16 protein-coding genes, 1 tRNA gene and 4 pseudogenes are annotated in these 17990 nt (G+C 44.3%); 17 read left to right on the plus strand and 4 right to left on the minus strand.

Annotated features, from left to right (window positions below):
* The first annotated feature begins 2 nt into the window (after positions 1–2).
* From A4V03_RS18075 to A4V03_RS18085, 3 genes and pseudogenes are all read left to right on the plus strand, one after another.
* Complete coding sequence (locus A4V03_RS18075) at positions 3–1268, plus strand: glycosyltransferase family 4 protein (protein ID WP_065539822.1); 1266 nt, start codon at positions 3–5, stop codon at positions 1266–1268.
* A complete protein-coding gene (locus A4V03_RS18080) occupies positions 1261–2010 on the plus strand; it encodes a glycosyltransferase family 2 protein (RefSeq protein WP_065539823.1) in 750 nt (249 codons plus the stop codon). Before A4V03_RS18075 ends, A4V03_RS18080 begins: the two co-directional genes overlap by 8 nt.
* Positions 2011–2066: 56 nt before the next feature.
* Positions 2067–2303, plus strand: a pseudogene (locus A4V03_RS18085) (SAM-dependent methyltransferase); the annotation flags it as partial.
* A 26-nt stretch (positions 2304–2329) separates the two neighbouring features.
* Here A4V03_RS18085 and A4V03_RS18090 read toward each other — a convergent pair.
* Positions 2330–3028 (minus strand): SIR2 family NAD-dependent protein deacylase, encoded by a 699-nt coding sequence (locus A4V03_RS18090; protein WP_065540499.1) that lies wholly within the window; start codon positions 3026–3028, stop codon positions 2330–2332.
* Positions 3029–3280: 252 nt separating this feature from the next.
* On the opposite strand from A4V03_RS18090, the gene A4V03_RS18095 reads away from it, so the two are divergent.
* The 5 genes from A4V03_RS18095 (at position 3281) to A4V03_RS18115 (ending at position 5870) form a co-directional block, all read left to right on the plus strand.
* Positions 3281–3865: an FKBP-type peptidyl-prolyl cis-trans isomerase gene (locus A4V03_RS18095; RefSeq protein WP_065539825.1), complete on the plus strand. Its 585-nt coding sequence runs from the start codon at positions 3281–3283 to the stop codon at positions 3863–3865.
* Between the two features lie 20 nt (positions 3866–3885).
* A complete protein-coding gene (locus A4V03_RS18100) occupies positions 3886–4764 on the plus strand; it encodes an FKBP-type peptidyl-prolyl cis-trans isomerase (RefSeq protein WP_065539826.1) in 879 nt (292 codons plus the stop codon).
* Positions 4765–4923: 159 nt separating this feature from the next.
* Positions 4924–5388, plus strand: a complete 465-nt coding sequence (locus A4V03_RS18105; RefSeq protein WP_004302580.1) for an Lrp/AsnC family transcriptional regulator — start codon at positions 4924–4926, stop codon at positions 5386–5388.
* Between the two features lie 5 nt (positions 5389–5393).
* On the plus strand, positions 5394–5705 hold the full coding sequence (locus A4V03_RS18110; protein ID WP_004296605.1) for a DUF4491 family protein: 312 nt from the start codon (positions 5394–5396) through the stop codon (positions 5703–5705).
* A 91-nt stretch (positions 5706–5796) separates the two neighbouring features.
* Positions 5797–5870 (plus strand) — tRNA-Ile (locus tag A4V03_RS18115).
* A 112-nt stretch (positions 5871–5982) separates the two neighbouring features.
* Here A4V03_RS18115 and A4V03_RS18120 read toward each other — a convergent pair.
* Positions 5983–6759 carry a Cof-type HAD-IIB family hydrolase gene (locus A4V03_RS18120; RefSeq protein ID WP_065539827.1) on the minus strand — a complete coding sequence of 259 codons (777 nt, stop codon included), beginning with the start codon at positions 6757–6759 and terminating at the stop codon, positions 5983–5985.
* Positions 6760–6923: 164 nt separating this feature from the next.
* Positions 6924–7427 carry an RNA polymerase sigma factor gene (locus A4V03_RS18125; RefSeq protein WP_065539828.1) on the minus strand — a complete coding sequence of 168 codons (504 nt, stop codon included), beginning with the start codon at positions 7425–7427 and terminating at the stop codon, positions 6924–6926.
* Positions 7428–8098: 671 nt separating this feature from the next.
* On the opposite strand from A4V03_RS18125, the pseudogene A4V03_RS18130 reads away from it, so the two are divergent.
* The 5 genes and pseudogenes from A4V03_RS18130 to A4V03_RS18145 all read left to right on the plus strand — a co-directional run.
* Positions 8099–8965, plus strand: a pseudogene (locus A4V03_RS18130) (SWIM zinc finger family protein); the annotation flags it as partial.
* A 49-nt stretch (positions 8966–9014) separates the two neighbouring features.
* On the plus strand, positions 9015–9248 hold the full coding sequence (locus tag A4V03_RS20895; protein WP_136000349.1) for a hypothetical protein: 234 nt from the start codon (positions 9015–9017) through the stop codon (positions 9246–9248).
* Positions 9205–9801, plus strand: a pseudogene (locus A4V03_RS18135) (DUF7825 domain-containing protein); the annotation flags it as partial. The gene A4V03_RS20895 and the pseudogene A4V03_RS18135, both read left to right, overlap by 44 nt.
* Before the next feature lie 210 nt (positions 9802–10011).
* Positions 10012–10797 carry a M15 family metallopeptidase gene (locus A4V03_RS18140; protein WP_065539830.1) on the plus strand — a complete coding sequence of 262 codons (786 nt, stop codon included), beginning with the start codon at positions 10012–10014 and terminating at the stop codon, positions 10795–10797.
* A 69-nt stretch (positions 10798–10866) separates the two neighbouring features.
* Positions 10867–12075 (plus strand): class I SAM-dependent methyltransferase, encoded by a 1209-nt coding sequence (locus A4V03_RS18145; RefSeq protein WP_065539831.1) that lies wholly within the window; start codon positions 10867–10869, stop codon positions 12073–12075.
* Here A4V03_RS18145 and A4V03_RS21780 read toward each other — a convergent pair.
* Positions 12053–12187 (minus strand): annotated as a pseudogene (locus A4V03_RS21780) (ISAon1 family transposase); the annotation flags it as partial. The gene A4V03_RS18145 and the pseudogene A4V03_RS21780 sit on opposite strands and share 23 nt — an antisense overlap.
* Before the next feature lie 885 nt (positions 12188–13072).
* On the opposite strand from A4V03_RS21780, the gene A4V03_RS18155 reads away from it, so the two are divergent.
* The 4 genes from A4V03_RS18155 to coaD all read left to right on the plus strand — a co-directional run bounded on the left by A4V03_RS18155 (position 13073) and on the right by coaD (position 17900).
* Positions 13073–14065 (plus strand): calcium/sodium antiporter, encoded by a 993-nt coding sequence (locus tag A4V03_RS18155; RefSeq protein ID WP_065539833.1) that lies wholly within the window; start codon positions 13073–13075, stop codon positions 14063–14065.
* 358 nt (positions 14066–14423) lie between these two features.
* Complete coding sequence (locus A4V03_RS18160) at positions 14424–15560, plus strand: GNAT family N-acetyltransferase (RefSeq protein ID WP_065539834.1); 1137 nt, start codon at positions 14424–14426, stop codon at positions 15558–15560.
* 10 nt (positions 15561–15570) lie between these two features.
* On the plus strand, positions 15571–17448 hold the full coding sequence (locus tag A4V03_RS18165) for a DNA topoisomerase IV subunit B (RefSeq protein WP_065539835.1): 1878 nt from the start codon (positions 15571–15573) through the stop codon (positions 17446–17448).
* Positions 17445–17900 (plus strand): pantetheine-phosphate adenylyltransferase, encoded by a 456-nt coding sequence (coaD, locus tag A4V03_RS18170; RefSeq protein ID WP_065539836.1) that lies wholly within the window; start codon positions 17445–17447, stop codon positions 17898–17900. Before A4V03_RS18165 ends, coaD begins: the two co-directional genes overlap by 4 nt.
* Positions 17901–17990: the final 90 nt, after the last annotated feature.

Here is a 17990-nt window from a genome sequence, read left to right on the forward strand (position 1 = left end):
CCATGAGAGTCCTGATAATAAATACATCTGAACGAATAGGAGGAGCAGCCATTGCAGCAAGCCGGTTGATGGAGTCACTGAAAAACAATGGTATCAAAGCCAAAATGCTGGTGCGCGACAAGCAGACCGACCAAATTAGCGTGGTCCGTTTAAAAAGCAACTGGTTGCAAGTATGGAAGTTCATGTGGGAACGGATCGTTATCTGGAGTGCCAATCGTTTCCGCCGATACCATCTGTTCGACGTTGACATCGCCAACACAGGTACAGCCATCACCTCACTCCCGGAATTCCGCCAAGCCGACGTGATCCATCTGCATTGGGTCAACCAGGGAATGCTCTCGCTGAAAGATATACGGAAAATACTCACCTCCGGCAAACCTGTGGTATGGACCATGCACGATATGTGGCCATGTACCGGTATCTGCCACTACGCACGGGAATGCAAGAACTATCAGCAGGAGTGTCACGACTGCCCTTACATCTACAAAGGCGGCAGTCGGAAAGATTTATCTTACCGCACTTTCCGTAAGAAACAAAAGTTATACAGCTACGCTCCCATCCATTTCGTCACGTGCAGTCACTGGCTGAAGGAGCAAGCACAAACCAGCGCATTGTTTGAAGGAAAAAGCGTCACCAATATTCCGAACGCTATTAATACCAACCTGTTCAAACCCATGAACAAAAAAGAAGCACGTGCCAAGTTCATGTTGCCGGAGGGTAAGAAACTGGTTTTGTTCGGCTCGCTAAAGATCACCGACAAACGGAAAGGAGTCGACTATCTCATTGAAGCCTGCAAACTGCTGGCAGAAAAGCATCCGGAATGGAAAGAGTCACTGGGGGTAGTCGTATTCGGCAACCAGTCGCAGCAATTGCAGGAGCAGCTTCCTTTCCATGTCTACCCGCTCCCTTATATCAAGAATGAGCATGAGATAGTAAATATCTACAATGCCGTAGACCTCTTCGCCATCCCGTCCCTGGAAGAAAATCTTCCTAACATGATTATGGAAGCAATGGCGTGCGGAGTACCCTGTGTCGGCTTTAACGTAGGAGGTATCCCCGAAATGATCGACCACCTGCACAACGGTTACGTGGCACAATACAAATCTTCGGAAGATTTTGCCAACGGCATCCATTGGATATTGACGGAACCGGAATACGATGAACTCTCCGCACAAGCTTGCCGCAAGGTCTTGGGCAATTATTCGGAGAGCATCATCGCAAAGAAATATACAGATGTCTACAATAAAATAACGGGGAAATATGCATAGTGTCCATCCTACTCCCAAGTTCTCTATCATTACGGTGACGTACAATGCTGAAAAGGTATTGGAAGACACGATTCAGAGTGTCATTTCACAGACCTATCATCATATAGAATACATCATCGTAGATGGAGCTTCCAAGGATGGAACCCTCTCTATTATCAACCGCTACCGCCCGCACATACACACCGTTGTCAGCGAACCGGACAAAGGGCTGTATGACGCCATGAATAAGGGCATCGCCCTTGCCAGCGGCGATTATCTCTGTTTCCTGAACGCGGGCGACTGTTTTCACGAAGACGACACACTGCAACAAATGGTGCATACCATCAACGGCAATGAACTGCCCGATGTGCTGTATGGAGAAACTGCTATCGTAGACCAGGACAGGCACTTCCTGCGGATGCGCAGATTGTCCGCCCCCGAAACGCTCACCTGGAAAAGTTTCAAACAGGGTATGTTAGTCTGCCATCAGGCATTCTTTCCTCGTCATACGCTGGTGGAGCCTTACAACCTGAAATATCGTTTTTCAGCCGATTTCGACTGGTGCATCCGTCTTATGAAGAAAGCGCGCACCTTACACAATACCCATCTGACGATTATCGATTATCTGGATGAAGGAATGACTACCCGCAATCAGAAAGCCTCCCTGAAAGAGAGATTTCGCATCATGGCAAAGCACTACGGATTGATTGGCACCGTAGCACATCATATATGGTTTGTGATCCGTGCGGTGATTCACCGGTAAAGCTGGTTCTCTTTAAAATGTTGCAGGCAACGCAAGCAACTGGTACATCAGCGTACGTGCCACAAATGGAAAAAGCCGGATATATCCCGACAGCCCATTTCATCTTACCGGAAAATTGCTGGACCGAGCATTTCTATGCTCCCCAATTCCCGGTTCAGGAAGCCTTTCTGAAAGAATATGCAGGAAATAAAGCTGCCGCAGACTTCATCGCCGGTCAACGGCATGAAGAGAGCCTATATAATAAGTATAAGGAATACTACGGCTATGTATTCTATATAGGACAAAAAAGATAATTGACTATCTGCCGGAGAAGAAAGTCTCAAACTCCCAACAATTGTTTCAATTCGCCCATTCCTTCAGAAGCCCCCTTCTGAATTACATGTATCGAACGGGAAGTATGTGTATCTACCGGTTTCGGATCAATCAGATACACCTCTGCTCCTCTCGGTACATAATGAAGCAGTCCCGCCGCAGGATATACATTAAGCGACGTACCGATAATGACGAAAATATCTGCTTTCTCCACATAGCGGATAGCTGTTTCAATTTCCGGCACGGCTTCTCCAAACCATACAATGAAAGGGCGTAATTGAGTGCCGTCACCGGCCTTGTCTCCCATCTTCACTTCATATTCTTCCGGTTTCAGCTCTTTTACAAATTGAGGATTATATGGATCTCTGCTGGAACATACCTTTGTCAGTTCGCCATGCAGGTGAATGATGTGGCTGCTGCCGGCGCGTTCATGCAGATTATCCACATTCTGCGTCACTACCGTTACATGGAAGTTTTTCTCCAGTTCCGCCAACAATTCATGTCCACGGTTCGGATTCACTTCCAACAACTGTTTACGGCGTTCATTATAGAAATTAATCACCAGAGCCGGGTCGCGCTGATAACCTTCAGGAGTAGCCACCTGCTCCACAGGATATTTATCCCACAAACCGCCCGCATCCCGGAATGTACTAATCCCGCTCTCGGTACTCATACCGGCACCCGTCAAAACTACCAGATTCTTCATTATTGTTCCTTCTTTTTTTAATAGCCACACAAATGTAATCAGAATCATCGAATAAAAGAAGACTTTCTTACGCTTAATCTAATACGAAACTTTAAAGAAAAGCGATCAACTTTCACAGATATAAGAATTTTTAAATAGCAAATGCTAAATCATTCAAATAAAACACGTACTTTTGCGTTTCATAAATTTGCAATTGATTGAAAGCTAAAACCATGAAGGTGATACATTTCAATCGCCAACAAAAAACATTATATGGATAAATTCAGTTACGCTATTGGCCTCGGAATTGGTCAAAACTTATCAAGCATGGGAATCGGAAACCTTGCGGTAGATGATTTCGCACAAGCAATCAAAGATGTATTAGAAGGCAATCAGACGGCTATCAGCCACAATGAAGCCCGCGAAATAGTAAACAAATATTTCGAAGAATTGGAATCCAAGATGGGTGCCGCTGCCATTGAGCAGGGACAGGCATTCCTCGAAGAAAACAAAAAAAGACCGGGTGTAGTGGTCCTTCCCAGCGGATTACAATATGAAATCATCAAAGAAGGAACAGGTAAAAAGCCGCAGGCTACCGATCAGGTAAGATGCCACTATGAAGGTACATTGATCGACGGTACACTGTTCGACAGCTCTATCCAACGCGGAGAACCGGCTGTATTCGGCGTCAACCAAGTAATCCCGGGATGGGTGGAAGCTTTGCAGCTGATGCCGGAAGGCTCTAAATGGAAACTGTATATTCCATCAGAACTCGCTTATGGCGCAAGAGGTGCCGGAGAAATGATTCCTCCTCACAGCACACTCATTTTTGAAGTAGAATTACTCGAAGTATTATAAATAAAAAAATTCAAAGCAAAATGAAAAAAGTTAGTATTTTTATGGCAATCGCCGCTGCAGCAAGCCTTGCTTCTTGCACAGCTCAAGCTCCTAAAGCAAATCTGAAAACAGACATCGACTCACTGTCGTATTCTATCGGTATGGCTCAGACTCAAGGTCTGAAAGGCTATCTGACAGGCCGTCTGGATGTTGATACTACTTACATGGCAGAATTCATCAAAGGTTTGAACGAAGGCGCAAACAAGACTAGCAAAAAAGACATCGCTTACATGGCAGGTCTGCAAATCGGCCAGCAAATCAGCAACCAGATGATGAAAGGTATCAATCAGGAATTGTTTGGCACAGACTCTACTAAAACGATCAGCAAAGAAAACTTCATGGCAGGTTTCATCGCAGGTACTTTGGAAAAAGGCGGCGTAATGACTATGGAAGCAGCTCAAGAATATACTCGTACAGCTATGGAAACAATCAAAGCAAAAGCTTTGGAAGAAAAATATGCTGACTATAAAGCTGAAAACGAAAAATTCCTTGCTGAAAACAAGACTAAAGAAGGCGTAAAAACTACTGCAAGCGGTCTGCAATACAAAGTAATCACTGAAGGTAAAGGTGAAATTCCGGCTGACACTTGCAAAGTGAAAGTGAACTACAAAGGTACTTTGATCGACGGAACAGAATTCGACAGCTCTTACAAACGTAACGAACCGTCTACTTTCCGTGCTAACCAAGTAATCAAAGGTTGGACAGAAGCATTGACTATGATGCCTGTAGGTTCTAAATGGGAACTTTACATCCCGCAAGAACTTGCTTACGGTGCAAGAGAATCTGGCAACCAAATCAAACCGTTCTCTACTTTGATTTTCGAAGTTGAACTGTTGAGCATCGAAAAAGATAAGAAATAAGAAAGTTCTTTTCTAAATAGAAAAAGGAAAGAGGCACAAAACGTTTGTGCCTCTTTTTTTGCTTTTTCCTATTTTTTCTCTCGGAAAAGAAGAATAATTAAAATAAATCTCTATATTTGCTTACTATTTGATAACAACAGGAAATTACAATTTATTATTATGGAAAGAATAGACAACCTCGACAGGCAGATCTTAGAGATTATCTCCCAGAATGCCCGCATCCCTTTTAAAGACGTAGCAGCCGAATGTGGAGTATCACGCGCAGCTATTCATCAGCGTGTGCAAAGACTGATTGACCTAGGTGTCATTGTAGGCTCTGGTTACCATGTGAACCCGAAATCATTGGGCTACAGAACTTGTACATACGTGGGTATCAAGCTGGAAAAAGGCTCTATGTACAAATCTGTCGTAGCGGAATTACAAAAGATTCCCGAAATAGTGGAATGTCATTTCACTACAGGCCCGTACACAATGCTGACAAAACTTTATGCATGCGACAACGAACATCTGATGGATTTGCTGAATAACAAAATGCAAGAAATACCAGGTGTAGTAGCTACCGAGACTTTGATTTCTCTGGAACAGAGTATCAAGAAAGAGATTCCCATCCGCGTTGAAAAATAATTGTGATGGAGTTTCTAAATGAATATCACCTTGCAGGGTTATTCATCGGAATCTGTACCTTTTTGATTATCGGCCTTTTTCACCCCGTCGTGGTAAAGGCCGAATATTACTGGGGCACAAAATGCTGGTGGATATTTCTGGTACTCGGTATTGCCGGTGTGATTGCCTCCTTAAGTATCGATAATGTGATCTTATCTTCTTTATTAGGCGTGTTTGCGTTTTCTTCCTTCTGGACGATCAAAGAGGTTTTCGAACAGGAAGAACGGGTACAAAAAGGATGGTTCCCCAAGAATCCGAAGCGCAAATATAAGTTCTAGAAGCAGAGGATGATAGTTTTTTCTCGAAAGAATTTGCATAATTCGACGAAAAATACTACTTTTGTCACCGCATCCAGTTAATGGATACATCGGGCTTTTAGCTCAGTTGGTTAGAGCAACAGACTCATAATCTGGAGGTCCTAGGTTCAAGCCCTAGATGGCCCACGAAAAATTCCTGTAAGTGAAATACTTACAGGAATTTTTCTTTTATACAGTCAGAATAATGAAATTTACAAAATTAGGAACAGTGCTCCATATTGAAATAAGAATATCAATACTAAATGATTCCAAAGTGTTTCAAAGCCTTACGCAAACCGTCATTCTCAACGGTATCAGTAACAAAATCGGCTGAAGCCTTGACAAGCTCCGATGCATTTCCCATAGCAACTCCGATACCGGCAGCTTTCAACATAGGAATATCATTACCGCCATCGCCGCAAGCCATTATTTCCGTCATTTCAATCCCATAATAATCGGCAAAAGCTGAAAGTCCGGTTGCCTTACTGATTCCTGCAAGGTTCACATCAGCAAATAAAGGATGCCAGCGTGATAAGGAAAGGTTAGACAGAAGCGGCATTACTTGCTGTTCCATTTCATCATCGATATAAAAACAAAGCTGGCAACACTCTTTTCTGTCAAATAGTTCTTCAATGTCTACAACGGTGGGGATGGGATGCTCTACGATTTTGGCAATCCGTTCGACAGTCGGAGTCAGCCGATTGACAAACACGCCTTCATCCAATTCAATAGCAACTGCGAAATCAAAAGCCTTTGCTATTTCCATGGCTTTCTTAAAATCGTCCTTTGGAATAAGGTGTCTCCTTATCACAGTGCCATCCGGTAAAACACAGTCAGCTCCATTCAATGCAATAATTCCATCATACGGAACAGCAGCTATTTCATGAAGGTCGCCTGCCGCTCTACCGGTAGCAATGACTATTCGAATCCCACGGTCATGAATCTCCTTAAGAGCTTCAACAGAAGATTGCAGTACTTTATGAGTCTCAAAACTCACTAATGTTCCATCTACATCGAGCATGATTGCTTTTATCATAACATCTATATTTTTTATTTACAGTCTATTACCCAGCGACAAAGTTACTGAAAAAAATCCCCATAGCAGGTATACCTCCAATACATAAAACAAAAAAGGCAAAAGGAAACGAGATCCTTTTGCCTTATACCTATTGATACCTACTGAAAAATGATAGTGAACGTTTAGCGGAAGTCCTTCAACTCTTCTTGTAATTTCTGACGGGTAAAAAATATGCGGCTTTTTACAGTACCTAACGGAAGATTCAACTTCTCTGCAATCTCACGGTACTTGAATCCTGAAACGTGCATAGCAAACGGAACTCTGTATTCTTTAGGCAGAGCATTGACTACGCGGTGCATTTCCTTTAAATCGTAAGCACTTTCTGTGCTTTCAAAACCTGACTCTTGTGGCAGATTCAGATGATAGAGGTTTTCAGTCTGATCGACAAATGTCTGATCGCGCACTACTTTGCGGTAATTATTAATAAAGATGTTCCGCATTATAGTATACATCCATCCTTTAAAATTTGTGTCGGGGGTATATTTGTCTTCGTTATCCAATGCTTTTAATGAAGTCTCCTGTAACAAATCGTTTGCTTCTTCACGATCGGTTGTCAATTTGTATGCGAAGCGGAGTAATTCATCCTGTACTCCTATCAGATCTTTCCTGAAGCTTACACTTTTCATATACGTTATTTTTAAATTGTGAGTATTCGTTGTTATAATTTTGATGCTGCAAGTTTACGGCTTTTCAACAAATGCGGCAGGTGAAGAACAGACATTGTTGAGGGGAAAATCTATCGGTTGATAGAATTTAGGTCATTTTTGATAGGATTCAGGTGGTTTTAATCTGCCGGTATAGCAAAAAAATCCCATTTTGAAGTCACACCTGACTCAAAATGGGATAACACAAACAAAACAAACAATATTAGCGATTTTCACAAACAGCTTTCTTTTTATAAGAAAAAATTCACAAGACTTAATTTTAGAATATGTCGCTTAAACATTCTATTTATGGGAACAAAAATATTACTTTCCGGTAAAAAGGAATGCATAATTTAAGAATAGTTATGAAAAATAATTGTTTTATGCATAAAGAACTGTGTCTGACTATAACGAATTATATTTCATGACTTAATATAAAAGACTCATAAATTAGTCTTTCGGAGGCTGTCTAAAAAGTCGGCTCTATCCTCGTTCTCCTCCTTCAGGAAGGTTGCTCTCCCCCGATAACGGGGAAGTCGGAGGGGATGAGTACCCGTAGGGAGGGGGGGATGTAAATTCTCCGACTTCTTTTTTCACGTAAGAATTAATTTCTATATTTGGGCAATGTACAACCAAATACCTATTTATTATCTATGACTGATACTATTTCTTATCAATATGCAACTCCTTCCACATTGCAACGATCGGCCGATCGGGACGAACTGTTTCTTGCCAAATATAGCGAAATAGAAAAGAAAGAAGCCCCCTGTTTCTTTTGGGGAAAGCTGACGCAACCTTATATGACGGCACGTTGCCTTATTGCATTATCCAACGTTGTGCAGTCCAGTTTCAATCTGACGCCGGCACAACTTGAGATGCTGAAAGATCCGATTGTAACGGCCGGAAATAATCGTCTGCGCTTTGAAGGATTTTCTAATTGTGCAGGTGTATACGCCAGGGTGGATGTACTTCCTGACGGACACGACGGAGAATTCCTGGAAAACGGAACAACGAATGTAGATTTTAATCCCGGAATGATTTCCGCTTTAGGAGGAATAGGCAGACAAGAAAATGTAGTAATGTCGGTCGGTCCCAAAGAAGTGGGACTCTATAATAAAGGTGAGAAGGTGATAGAGCGAAAAGTGCCTCTTCCCGTAAAATGGATAAAGGGGCTGACTACGGTACAGCTTTATCAGTCCGTTGCCGAAAAGGTCTATTCCTTCAATCGCATACAAGCCTTGCAACTCTTCCAGACACTGCCGAAAACTAGTGTGAAATGTGACTATTATTTAGTGATGCGTGGTCAAAAACCTGCCTTTTCACCGGTGAAAAGTATGAATGCCATCTGTATTGGAGGAGTCCATCGTTTACGCTTGCTCGAACCCTTGCTTCCGTTTGCTGATGAACTGAAAGTATTTGCACATCCTACTATGCAATCTACTATCTGGCAACTCTATTTCGGTCCGGTCCGCTTCAGCCTTTCCCTTTCCCGCGAATGTTGGAGAGGATTCTCCGGAGAATGAAGAGAAGATACTAATCCCTTTTATCAAGAGATTATTGGAGTTGCCCATGAAGGACAGGCGGAAGTTGCTGCCGCTTATCCGGGAATTGCAATGGATAAAAGGCAGGTTCGCTGGTTTCAGCAGTGAGACAACCTGTAGTGCGGCGCAGGCACATTTTCTATCGGCTGTACAGTTTGTATGTGCCAACAAACGGGAGATGAATATGGCATATCATATAAAGTCTGATATGCTTTGCAAACGACTCCCGCTACATGGAGCCTCTATTGTGTTGCTACCCTAACCGCCCGGAACCGTTGATAGCCCAGATTATCTCCAATTACATGGCTTTCGGCAGTCCGCAGGAAGACAGCAAACGTACCCTTGCCTGTGCCTTGCGCATGCTGTTGTCCTTCCATTGCCCGCTCAAAGAAATGAGTCTGCTCCTATTAAGCGGCTCGCTGCTTTTTGTAGACAAAACAGTCCGTTCCTATGCAGCGGAGTTATGGGTAGAAGGGCTCACTGCCGGAAGAATAAACAACCGCCGGGTAGGAGAAATCCTCGCCCGGCTTATCAACATGGAACTTGCGCCGCTGAAACGCTTCACCACACAAGTGTACGAAAGCATGTACAAACGAAGCGATTTCCACAACCGTCAACTGGAAGAATTGCTCACTGTATTGATTGGCGGACTGCCCGACAAACCCGTCGCCGGACTCAGACAACTGCTCGAACTCTATGCGGAACTATTGACCATCAACCACAGCAAAGCCAAAGACGAACAGGTTTTGCACCTGTTGAATGTTTGGAAAGGGGTCGCTAATCTGAAGAAAGCAGTGGCTAATATCCAACGTTAAGAAGAGTGTTGCAACTACTTAATCTCTTACTTTGTGCCAACGTATTGGCACGGCTGTGCCGACGAAGTGGCAAGGTTGTGCCAACGTAGAGGCATAACTGTGCCAATATATTGGCACGACCTGACCACTTAAACAACAGGATTTAAAGGCAGCTTATTGGAGCAAAAGCCAAAAAGAAGTATCTTTGGCACACTAAATACGAAAGGTTGAATGATTATTCTAAAATATAGTTTAGCTATCCTCTGTTTGCTGCTGGCAGGATGCTCCTTCTTTTCCGGTTCCAGCCAAAAGGAAAAGGAGAGCCCCGCCCTGACGGAATATGAATATACGACGGACGATATGCAATCCGGCGAAGAAAGTGCCACCGTCCCACCGCCACCGCCAAAGCGAAGCGCAATGGCTCTCTACATGGATTCGCTGGGACTCGTCAATGTAACCGATCTGGATAGCACCCTCGTTGTTAAGCTAATGTATACGCAAGCTGACAATTTCACTGGCGAAGTGCTTTACGACAACTTAACGGAAGCCTATCTGCATCCGGATGCGGCATACGCTCTTATAAAGGCACAAAAAGCCTTGAAAGAGCTACACCCGTCTTATAGTCTGATCATTTACGATGCAGCCCGCCCCATGTCGGTACAAAAGAAGATGTGGAACGTTGTGAAAGGAACGTCCAAATACAAATATGTCTCCAACCCGAGCCGCGGAGGCGGACTACACAACTACGGGCTGGCAGTAGACATCAGTATTCAAGACTCTTTAGGGCAGCCTTTACCGATGGGAACCCAAGTAGACCATCTGGGTGTGGAAGCCCACATTACAAACGAAAACGAACTGGTACATAACGGAAAAATGAGTGAAACAGAACGTCAGAACCGGATACTGCTGCGAAAAGTAATGAAAGAAGCCGGGTTCCGTGCATTACCCAGCGAGTGGTGGCATTTCAATTTTTGCAGCCGGGATGTAGCCAGACAGAAATATCAGTTAATACCATAAATCGGCGCCCGGAAAAACCATGACCGATGCCCAACGATTCATTGCCATATCCTATAACACCATAACGCCATGATACAAATCTCCCCCGAAACTCAGCTTTTTATCCGCGAACACTCATCGGACGATGTACGTGCACTGGCTTTACAAGCTAAAAAGTATCCGGATATAGATATGCCGACTGCCATCACCCAGATTGCAGGAAGACAGGTTGCCGCCGAAAAGATTCCTTCATGGCGGGAAATGGAGGAGATATGGTATCCGAAACATCTGTCGCTGGAGCAATGTTCTTCTGAAACCACTGCCCGCTACAAAGCCCGCCTTTTTCAGGGAGATTCGCTGACCGACCTCACCGGAGGCTTCGGCATAGACTGTTCTTTTCTTGCTGCCGGATTCAAGTCCGCCACTTATGTAGAACGTCAGGAAGAGCTCTGCGAAATAGCGGCACACAACTTTCCCATCCTGAATCTAAACCATATAAACGTAAGAAATGAGGATGGAGTAGCCTATCTGCAAACAATGTCTCCCGTAGATTGCATCTTCCTCGACCCTGCCCGCCGCAACGAACACGGCGGAAAAACGGTCGCCATCTCCGACTGCGAACCGGACGTAGCCGGACTGGAGGAACTTTTACTAAGCAAAGCCAAGCGGATAATGGTAAAACTCTCCCCCATGCTCGACCTTTCATTGGCATTGAAAGAACTGAAACATACACAAGAAGTTCACATCCTGTCCGTCAATAACGAATGCAAGGAACTGCTGTTACTACTCGGACAAGAAGCGCCGACAGAACAGGCCCCACCGGAAGAAATCCCTATTCGCTGTGCAAATCTCTTCACAAAAGGAGCTCAAGAAGAGCAACACTTCGCATTCACCCGCGAACAGGAGCAGCATAGCCAATGTACTTATACCGACTCTTTAGGAGATTACCTTTACGAGCCGAATGCATCTCTTCTGAAAGCCGGTGCCTTCCGCAGCGTTGCCGCAGCCTACTCCGTCCGGAAACTGCACCCCAACAGTCATCTTTATACCTCCGATACTTTCATTGGAAACTTCCCCGGAAGAATCTTCCGGATTGTCAACCAGTGCAGTTTCAATAGAAAAGAAGCAAAGGAGAGTCTGGCAGACCTGAAAAAAGCAAATGTGACTGTCCGCAACTTTCCCGCCACAGTAGCCGAACTCCGCAAACGGCTCCATCTGACAGAAGGAGGAGATACTTACTTGTTTGCCAGCACATTAAATGATGGGCGAAAAGTGATCATCCGCTGTGAGAAAGTCTGACCAGAAAGAACCTGATATCCGTCACCCCTCTCAGAGACGTCCTGAACGCTTTGATTTTTGCGTTGGACGATTCTGCGAAGACGTTTGTGGCTCTGTCAACAAAGGAATTCAAGCCGGCAGAAGGGGGCAGTCCGAAAATCCTGTGGGCGGTTCATGCTTCAATGCAGTCAACAATCACCGGCGGGAGAAAGTTTTCCGACAGGCGCCCCGTTCTGTTAACGGATGCAAACGCAATAGAAGAGAGTTTGTCCGCATTTTGGAAAACGCAACAAGCCATCCATTGGTTCACATCATTTAACAATTAAGCATCAAAATCCGCTTCATCCCCGCTTTATGAAGCATTCATTTTCGTTTCTTCACGGATATTAAGTAAATATTTATTCAATTTTAGAACGAAGAGGGAACGAAGGGGGAACGAAGAGGAAACGAAGGGGATACGAAGAAGTGACGAAAAAGCAGCGGACAAGCGAGGAAAAGACAAAAAATCGGAATCTTCGGGAAGGCTCCGGAAGGAGTTTGTTTTTTCGTTTTTTTATCAGTCCGTTAACCAAGATTAATCGTCCGGAGTGAACCGCCGAATGGAAAACTTTGGGTACGGATGTTGCAGAATCATCCGATGCAAAAATTAAAGCATTCAGAACACAGTCCAGGGGAGTAGGAAATATACCTCTCTTTATGTTTGGATTATGCAAACTGACAGTGTAAATTCGGGCTATACCCACAGGGTTTTCAGACTGCCCCGTGAAGAGTTTTTTGAGGGTAAAGATACGATTTTTTGAGGAATCCACAGGATTTTACAGGTGAGCCCCGATTGCCAGGAAAGAAAAGAACAACACCAGTAACGGCCGTTTTATTTTAACTATTTCCATACCTTATATTCCTTAAATTATAAGTAAGGTTAATTTAACATTCCATCAAAAACAGAGCAAACATACGGATTGTTTTTGACATTATCATTTCCAGATTGATTATCTTTGCACACTAAAAGAGAAAAAGCATGAATATATTATTACTTATCGGGGGATTAATCCTCATTCTTCTGGGAGCTAACGGATTAACAGACGGTGCCGCCTCAGTAGCCAAGCGTTTTCACATCCCCCCCATCGTGATCGGACTTACCATCGTTGCATTCGGCACTTCTGCCCCGGAACTGACGGTCAGTGTATCTTCTGCCCTCAAAGGAAGCGCGGATATTGCCATAGGCAACGTGGTGGGAAGCAACATTTTCAATACGTTGATGATTGTGGGCTGCACGGCCCTATTCGCCCCGATTGTCATCACCCGCAATACGCTTAGAAAAGAAATACCGCTCTGCATACTTTCGTCCGTTGCCCTGCTGATTTGTGCCAATGATGTATTCCTGAATAAAGCTCCGGAGAATATTCTGAACAGAGCAGACGGCTTATTATTGCTTTGTTTCTTTGTCATCTTCATGGGGTACACGTTTGCCATAGCCTTCAAGCCCGCCACAGCAACACAAACGGAACAGATAAAACCTCCAACAACAGAAGAAGAAGAAACAGAAGTCAAATCACTCCCCTGGTGGAAATCCATTCTTTATATCATCGGAGGTTTGGCTGCCCTAATTTTTGGAGGTCAGTTGTTTGTTGACGGTGCCACGGGCATTGCCCGCAACCTGGGTGTCAGCGAATCGATTATCGGACTGACACTGGTTGCCGGAGGGACTTCTCTTCCTGAACTGGCCACGTCTATCGTTGCCGCATTAAAGAAAAATCCGGAAATTGCCATTGGAAACGCGATCGGCAGTAACCTCTTCAATATTTTCTTTGTACTGGGATGTAGCGCCAGCATCACTCCCCTCCATCTGAACGGAATTACCAACTTCGACCTGTTTACGTTAGTAAGTTCCGGTATCCTGCTCTGGCTATTCGGCCTGTTCTTTGCCAAAAGGACCATCACAAGAATCGAAGGAGGCATTATGGTACTTTGTTATGTGGCGTACATGGTGGTATTGATTCATCATATTTAATTATTATAACGGAACACCTGATATTCAGCCTCATTCCAAGTATTTTTTCCCTCTTTAGACATAGAAACCGGTACGATACGAATATTTAAAGACTGGAGAAGCAGATGGAAAACACCAATGGGCACAGGCTAAAATCGAAAACAATAAAGTAATAGTTCCGAAGGACACATCAGCCAATAAACGGCCTACAAAAACAGAAAAAGAATACCGGCAATGAATGTATGATCGTCATTTCCGGTATTTTTTCATATTTACAGTCCACCCCCTAATCGTCCAGAGACGATATTTTCTCTTTCCGGCGCGTTGCAATTTAAAGATTATCACGTATCTTTGCTTCCTCAAATCATAAATACGAGATATGGCTATTACAATCAAGAAAGTCTCCACAAAGAGAGAACTTAAGAAATTTATCCGTTTCAATTACAGAATGTACAAGGGCAACCCCTACTCTGTGCCCGACCTCTATGACGACATGCTCAACACCTTCAACAAGAAGAAAAACGCAGCATTCGAGTTCTGTGAAGCAGATTATTTCCTGGCATATCGGGACGATAAAATCGTAGGGCGCGTAGCCGCTATCATCAACAACCGTGCCAATGAGAAATGGGACTGCAAGAACGTTCGTTTCGGATGGATAGACTTCATCGACGATCCCGAAGTATCATCCGCACTCATCAAAACAGTGGAAGATTGGGGAAAAGAACGAGGCATGACTCACATTGCCGGTCCTCTCGGATTTACTGATTTCGATGCGGAAGGAATGTTAGTTGAAGGATTCGACCAACTTAGCACCATGGCTACTATCTACAACTACCCATACTATCCTGTACACATGGAAAAGTTAGGCTTCGAGAAAGATGCCGACTGGGTGGAATACAAAATCTACATACCGGATGCCATTCCCGACAAACATAAACGTATCTCCGAACTGATCCAACGAAAATATAACCTCAAGATAAAGAAATATACTTCCGCAAAAAAAATAGCCAAAGACTACGGACAGAAGATTTTCGAGCTGATGAATGAAGCATATAGCCCGCTCTACGGCTACTCTCCGTTGACACAGCGGCAAATCGACCAATACGTGAAAATGTATCTGCCGATCCTTGACTTACGGATGGTTACACTGATTACTGATGCCAATGACGAACTGGTCTGCGTAGGCATCTCCATGCCATCTCTCGCCGAGGCTTTACAGAAATCACACGGGCGCCTGTTACCATTCGGATGGTTCTATCTGTTAAAGGCACTATTCATGAAACGCCGTGCCAAAATGCTTGATCTGCTACTCGTTGCAGTGAAACCGGAATATCAAAACAAAGGTGTTAACGCTTTGTTATTTTCCGATTTAATTCCGGTTTATCAAAAATTAGGTTTTATCTTTGCGGAAAGCAACCCCGAACTGGAACTGAACGGAAAAGTTCAGGCACAATGGGATTACTTTGAGACTCAACAACATAAGCGCCGCCGTGCGTTCATCAAAGAGATAAAATAAAGAAACAGCTATGGAAGAGAACGAATTGATACCTGTAGACAACAACAATGCAGTAGAGTACACTGACGACAACATCCGTCACCTAAGTGACATGGAACATGTACGCACACGCCCCGGTATGTATATCGGAAGGCTGGGCGACGGTGCACATGCCGAAGACGGAATCTATGTCCTCCTGAAAGAAGTAATTGACAACAGTATTGATGAGTTCAAAATGCAAGCCGGTAAGAAAATCGAGATTACCGTTGAAGAAAACCTTCGTATCAGCGTACGCGACTACGGACGAGGCATCCCGCAGGGAAAACTCATCGAAGCCGTCAGCATGTTGAACACCGGTGGTAAGTACGACAGCAAGGCATTTAAGAAAAGTGTCGGGTTGAACGGCGTGGGTGTGAAAGCCGTCAATGCCTTGAGCTCCCGTTTCGAGGTGCGCAGTTACCGCGACGGTAAAGTACGTACCGCCACTTTCTCCAAAGGAACCCTGCTGAGTGACAATACGCAAGATACCGAAGAGGAAAACGGAACTTACATCTTCTTCGAACCGGACAATACATTATTCCTGAATTACTGTTTCAAGCCTGAATTTATTGAGACAATGCTACGTAATTACACGTACCTCAATACAGGGCTTGCCATTATCTATAACGGACACCGTATCCTGTCGCGCAATGGTCTGGTAGACCTTTTGAACGACAACATGACGGCAACCGGACTTTACCCGATTATCCACCTGAAAGAGGAAGACATCGAAATAGCCTTCACTCATACCGGACAATACGGAGAAGAATATTACTCCTTTGTCAACGGCCAGCACACCACGCAGGGAGGTACGCATCAGAGTGCTTTCAAAGAACACATCGCCCGTACTATCAAGGAATTCTTCAACAAAAACATGGATTATACCGATATCCGTAACGGACTGGTTGCTGCCATTGCCGTCAATGTGGAAGAACCGATCTTTGAGAGTCAGACAAAAACGAAGCTGGGTTCTACCAATATGGTCCCCGGCGGAGTGACAGTCAACAAGTATGTAGGTGATTTCATCAAACAGGAAGTGGATAACTTTCTGCACAAGAACGCGGATATAGCCGAAGTAATACAACAAAAAATTCAAGAATCGGAAAAAGAACGCAAAGCCATCGCAGGGGTTACCAAATTGGCCCGTGAGCGTGCAAAGAAAGCGAACCTGCACAACCGTAAATTACGCGACTGCCGTATTCACCTCAACGACCCGAAAGGGAAAGGATTGGAAGAAGACTCCTGCATCTTTATCACCGAGGGAGACTCCGCAAGTGGTTCCATCACCAAAAGCCGTGATGTGAACACGCAGGCAGTGTTCAGTCTTCGTGGTAAGCCGCTGAACTCTTTCGGACTAACCAAGAAAGTGGTTTACGAAAACGAAGAATTTAATCTGCTTCAGGCAGCCTTGAATATTGAAGACGGGTTAGACGGTCTGCGCTACAACAAGGTTATCGTAGCAACCGATGCCGATGTGGACGGCATGCATATCCGCCTGCTACTGATTACCTTCTTCCTGCAATTCTTCCCCGACCTTATAAAAAAAGGCCACGTATATATCCTGCAAACGCCTTTGTTCCGTGTACGCAATAAGAAGAAAACAATCTACTGCTACAGTGAAGAAGAGCGCGTTAACGCAATAAACGAACTAAGCCCGAATCCGGAAATCACGCGATTTAAAGGTTTAGGAGAAATTTCACCGGACGAGTTCAAGCATTTCATCGGTAAAGACATGCGTCTGGAGCAAGTTTCTTTGCGAAAAACAGACGCAGTGAAAGAACTACTTGAGTTCTACATGGGTAAAAACACCATGGAACGACAGAACTTTATTATAGACAATCTAGTTATAGAAGAAGACTTGGCATCATGAGAAAAGCAATATTCCCGGGCACCTTTGACCCATTCACCATCGGACATTATTCGGTAGTGGAACGTGCACTTACCTTTATGGACGAAATCGTGATAGGAATCGGTATCAACGAGAACAAGAATACATACTTTCCCATCGAGAAAAGGGAAGAAATGATTCGAGAACTTTATAAAGATGAACCTCGTATTCAAGTGATGTCTTACAACTGTCTGACCATTGATTTTGCGCAGGAAATAGGTGCCAAGTTCATTATACGCGGTATCCGTACGGTGAAAGATTTCGAGTATGAAGAAACGATTGCGGACATCAACCGCAAACTGGCAGGCATTGAAACCATCCTGCTCTTCACAGAACCGGAACTGACTTGCGTCAGCTCGACGATTGTACGCGAATTATTGACTTATAATAAAGACATCAGCCAGTTTATTCCCAAAGGGATGAAGATGGGTTGAGAAAAAATATACCGCACAGCTTCTCCTCCTTCGGGAAGGTTGCTCTCCCCCGATAACGGGGGAGTCGGAGGGGGTGAGTACCCGTAGGGG

It is taken from the genome of Bacteroides caecimuris, assembly GCF_001688725.2.
Taxonomy (GTDB): domain Bacteria; phylum Bacteroidota; class Bacteroidia; order Bacteroidales; family Bacteroidaceae; genus Bacteroides; species Bacteroides caecimuris.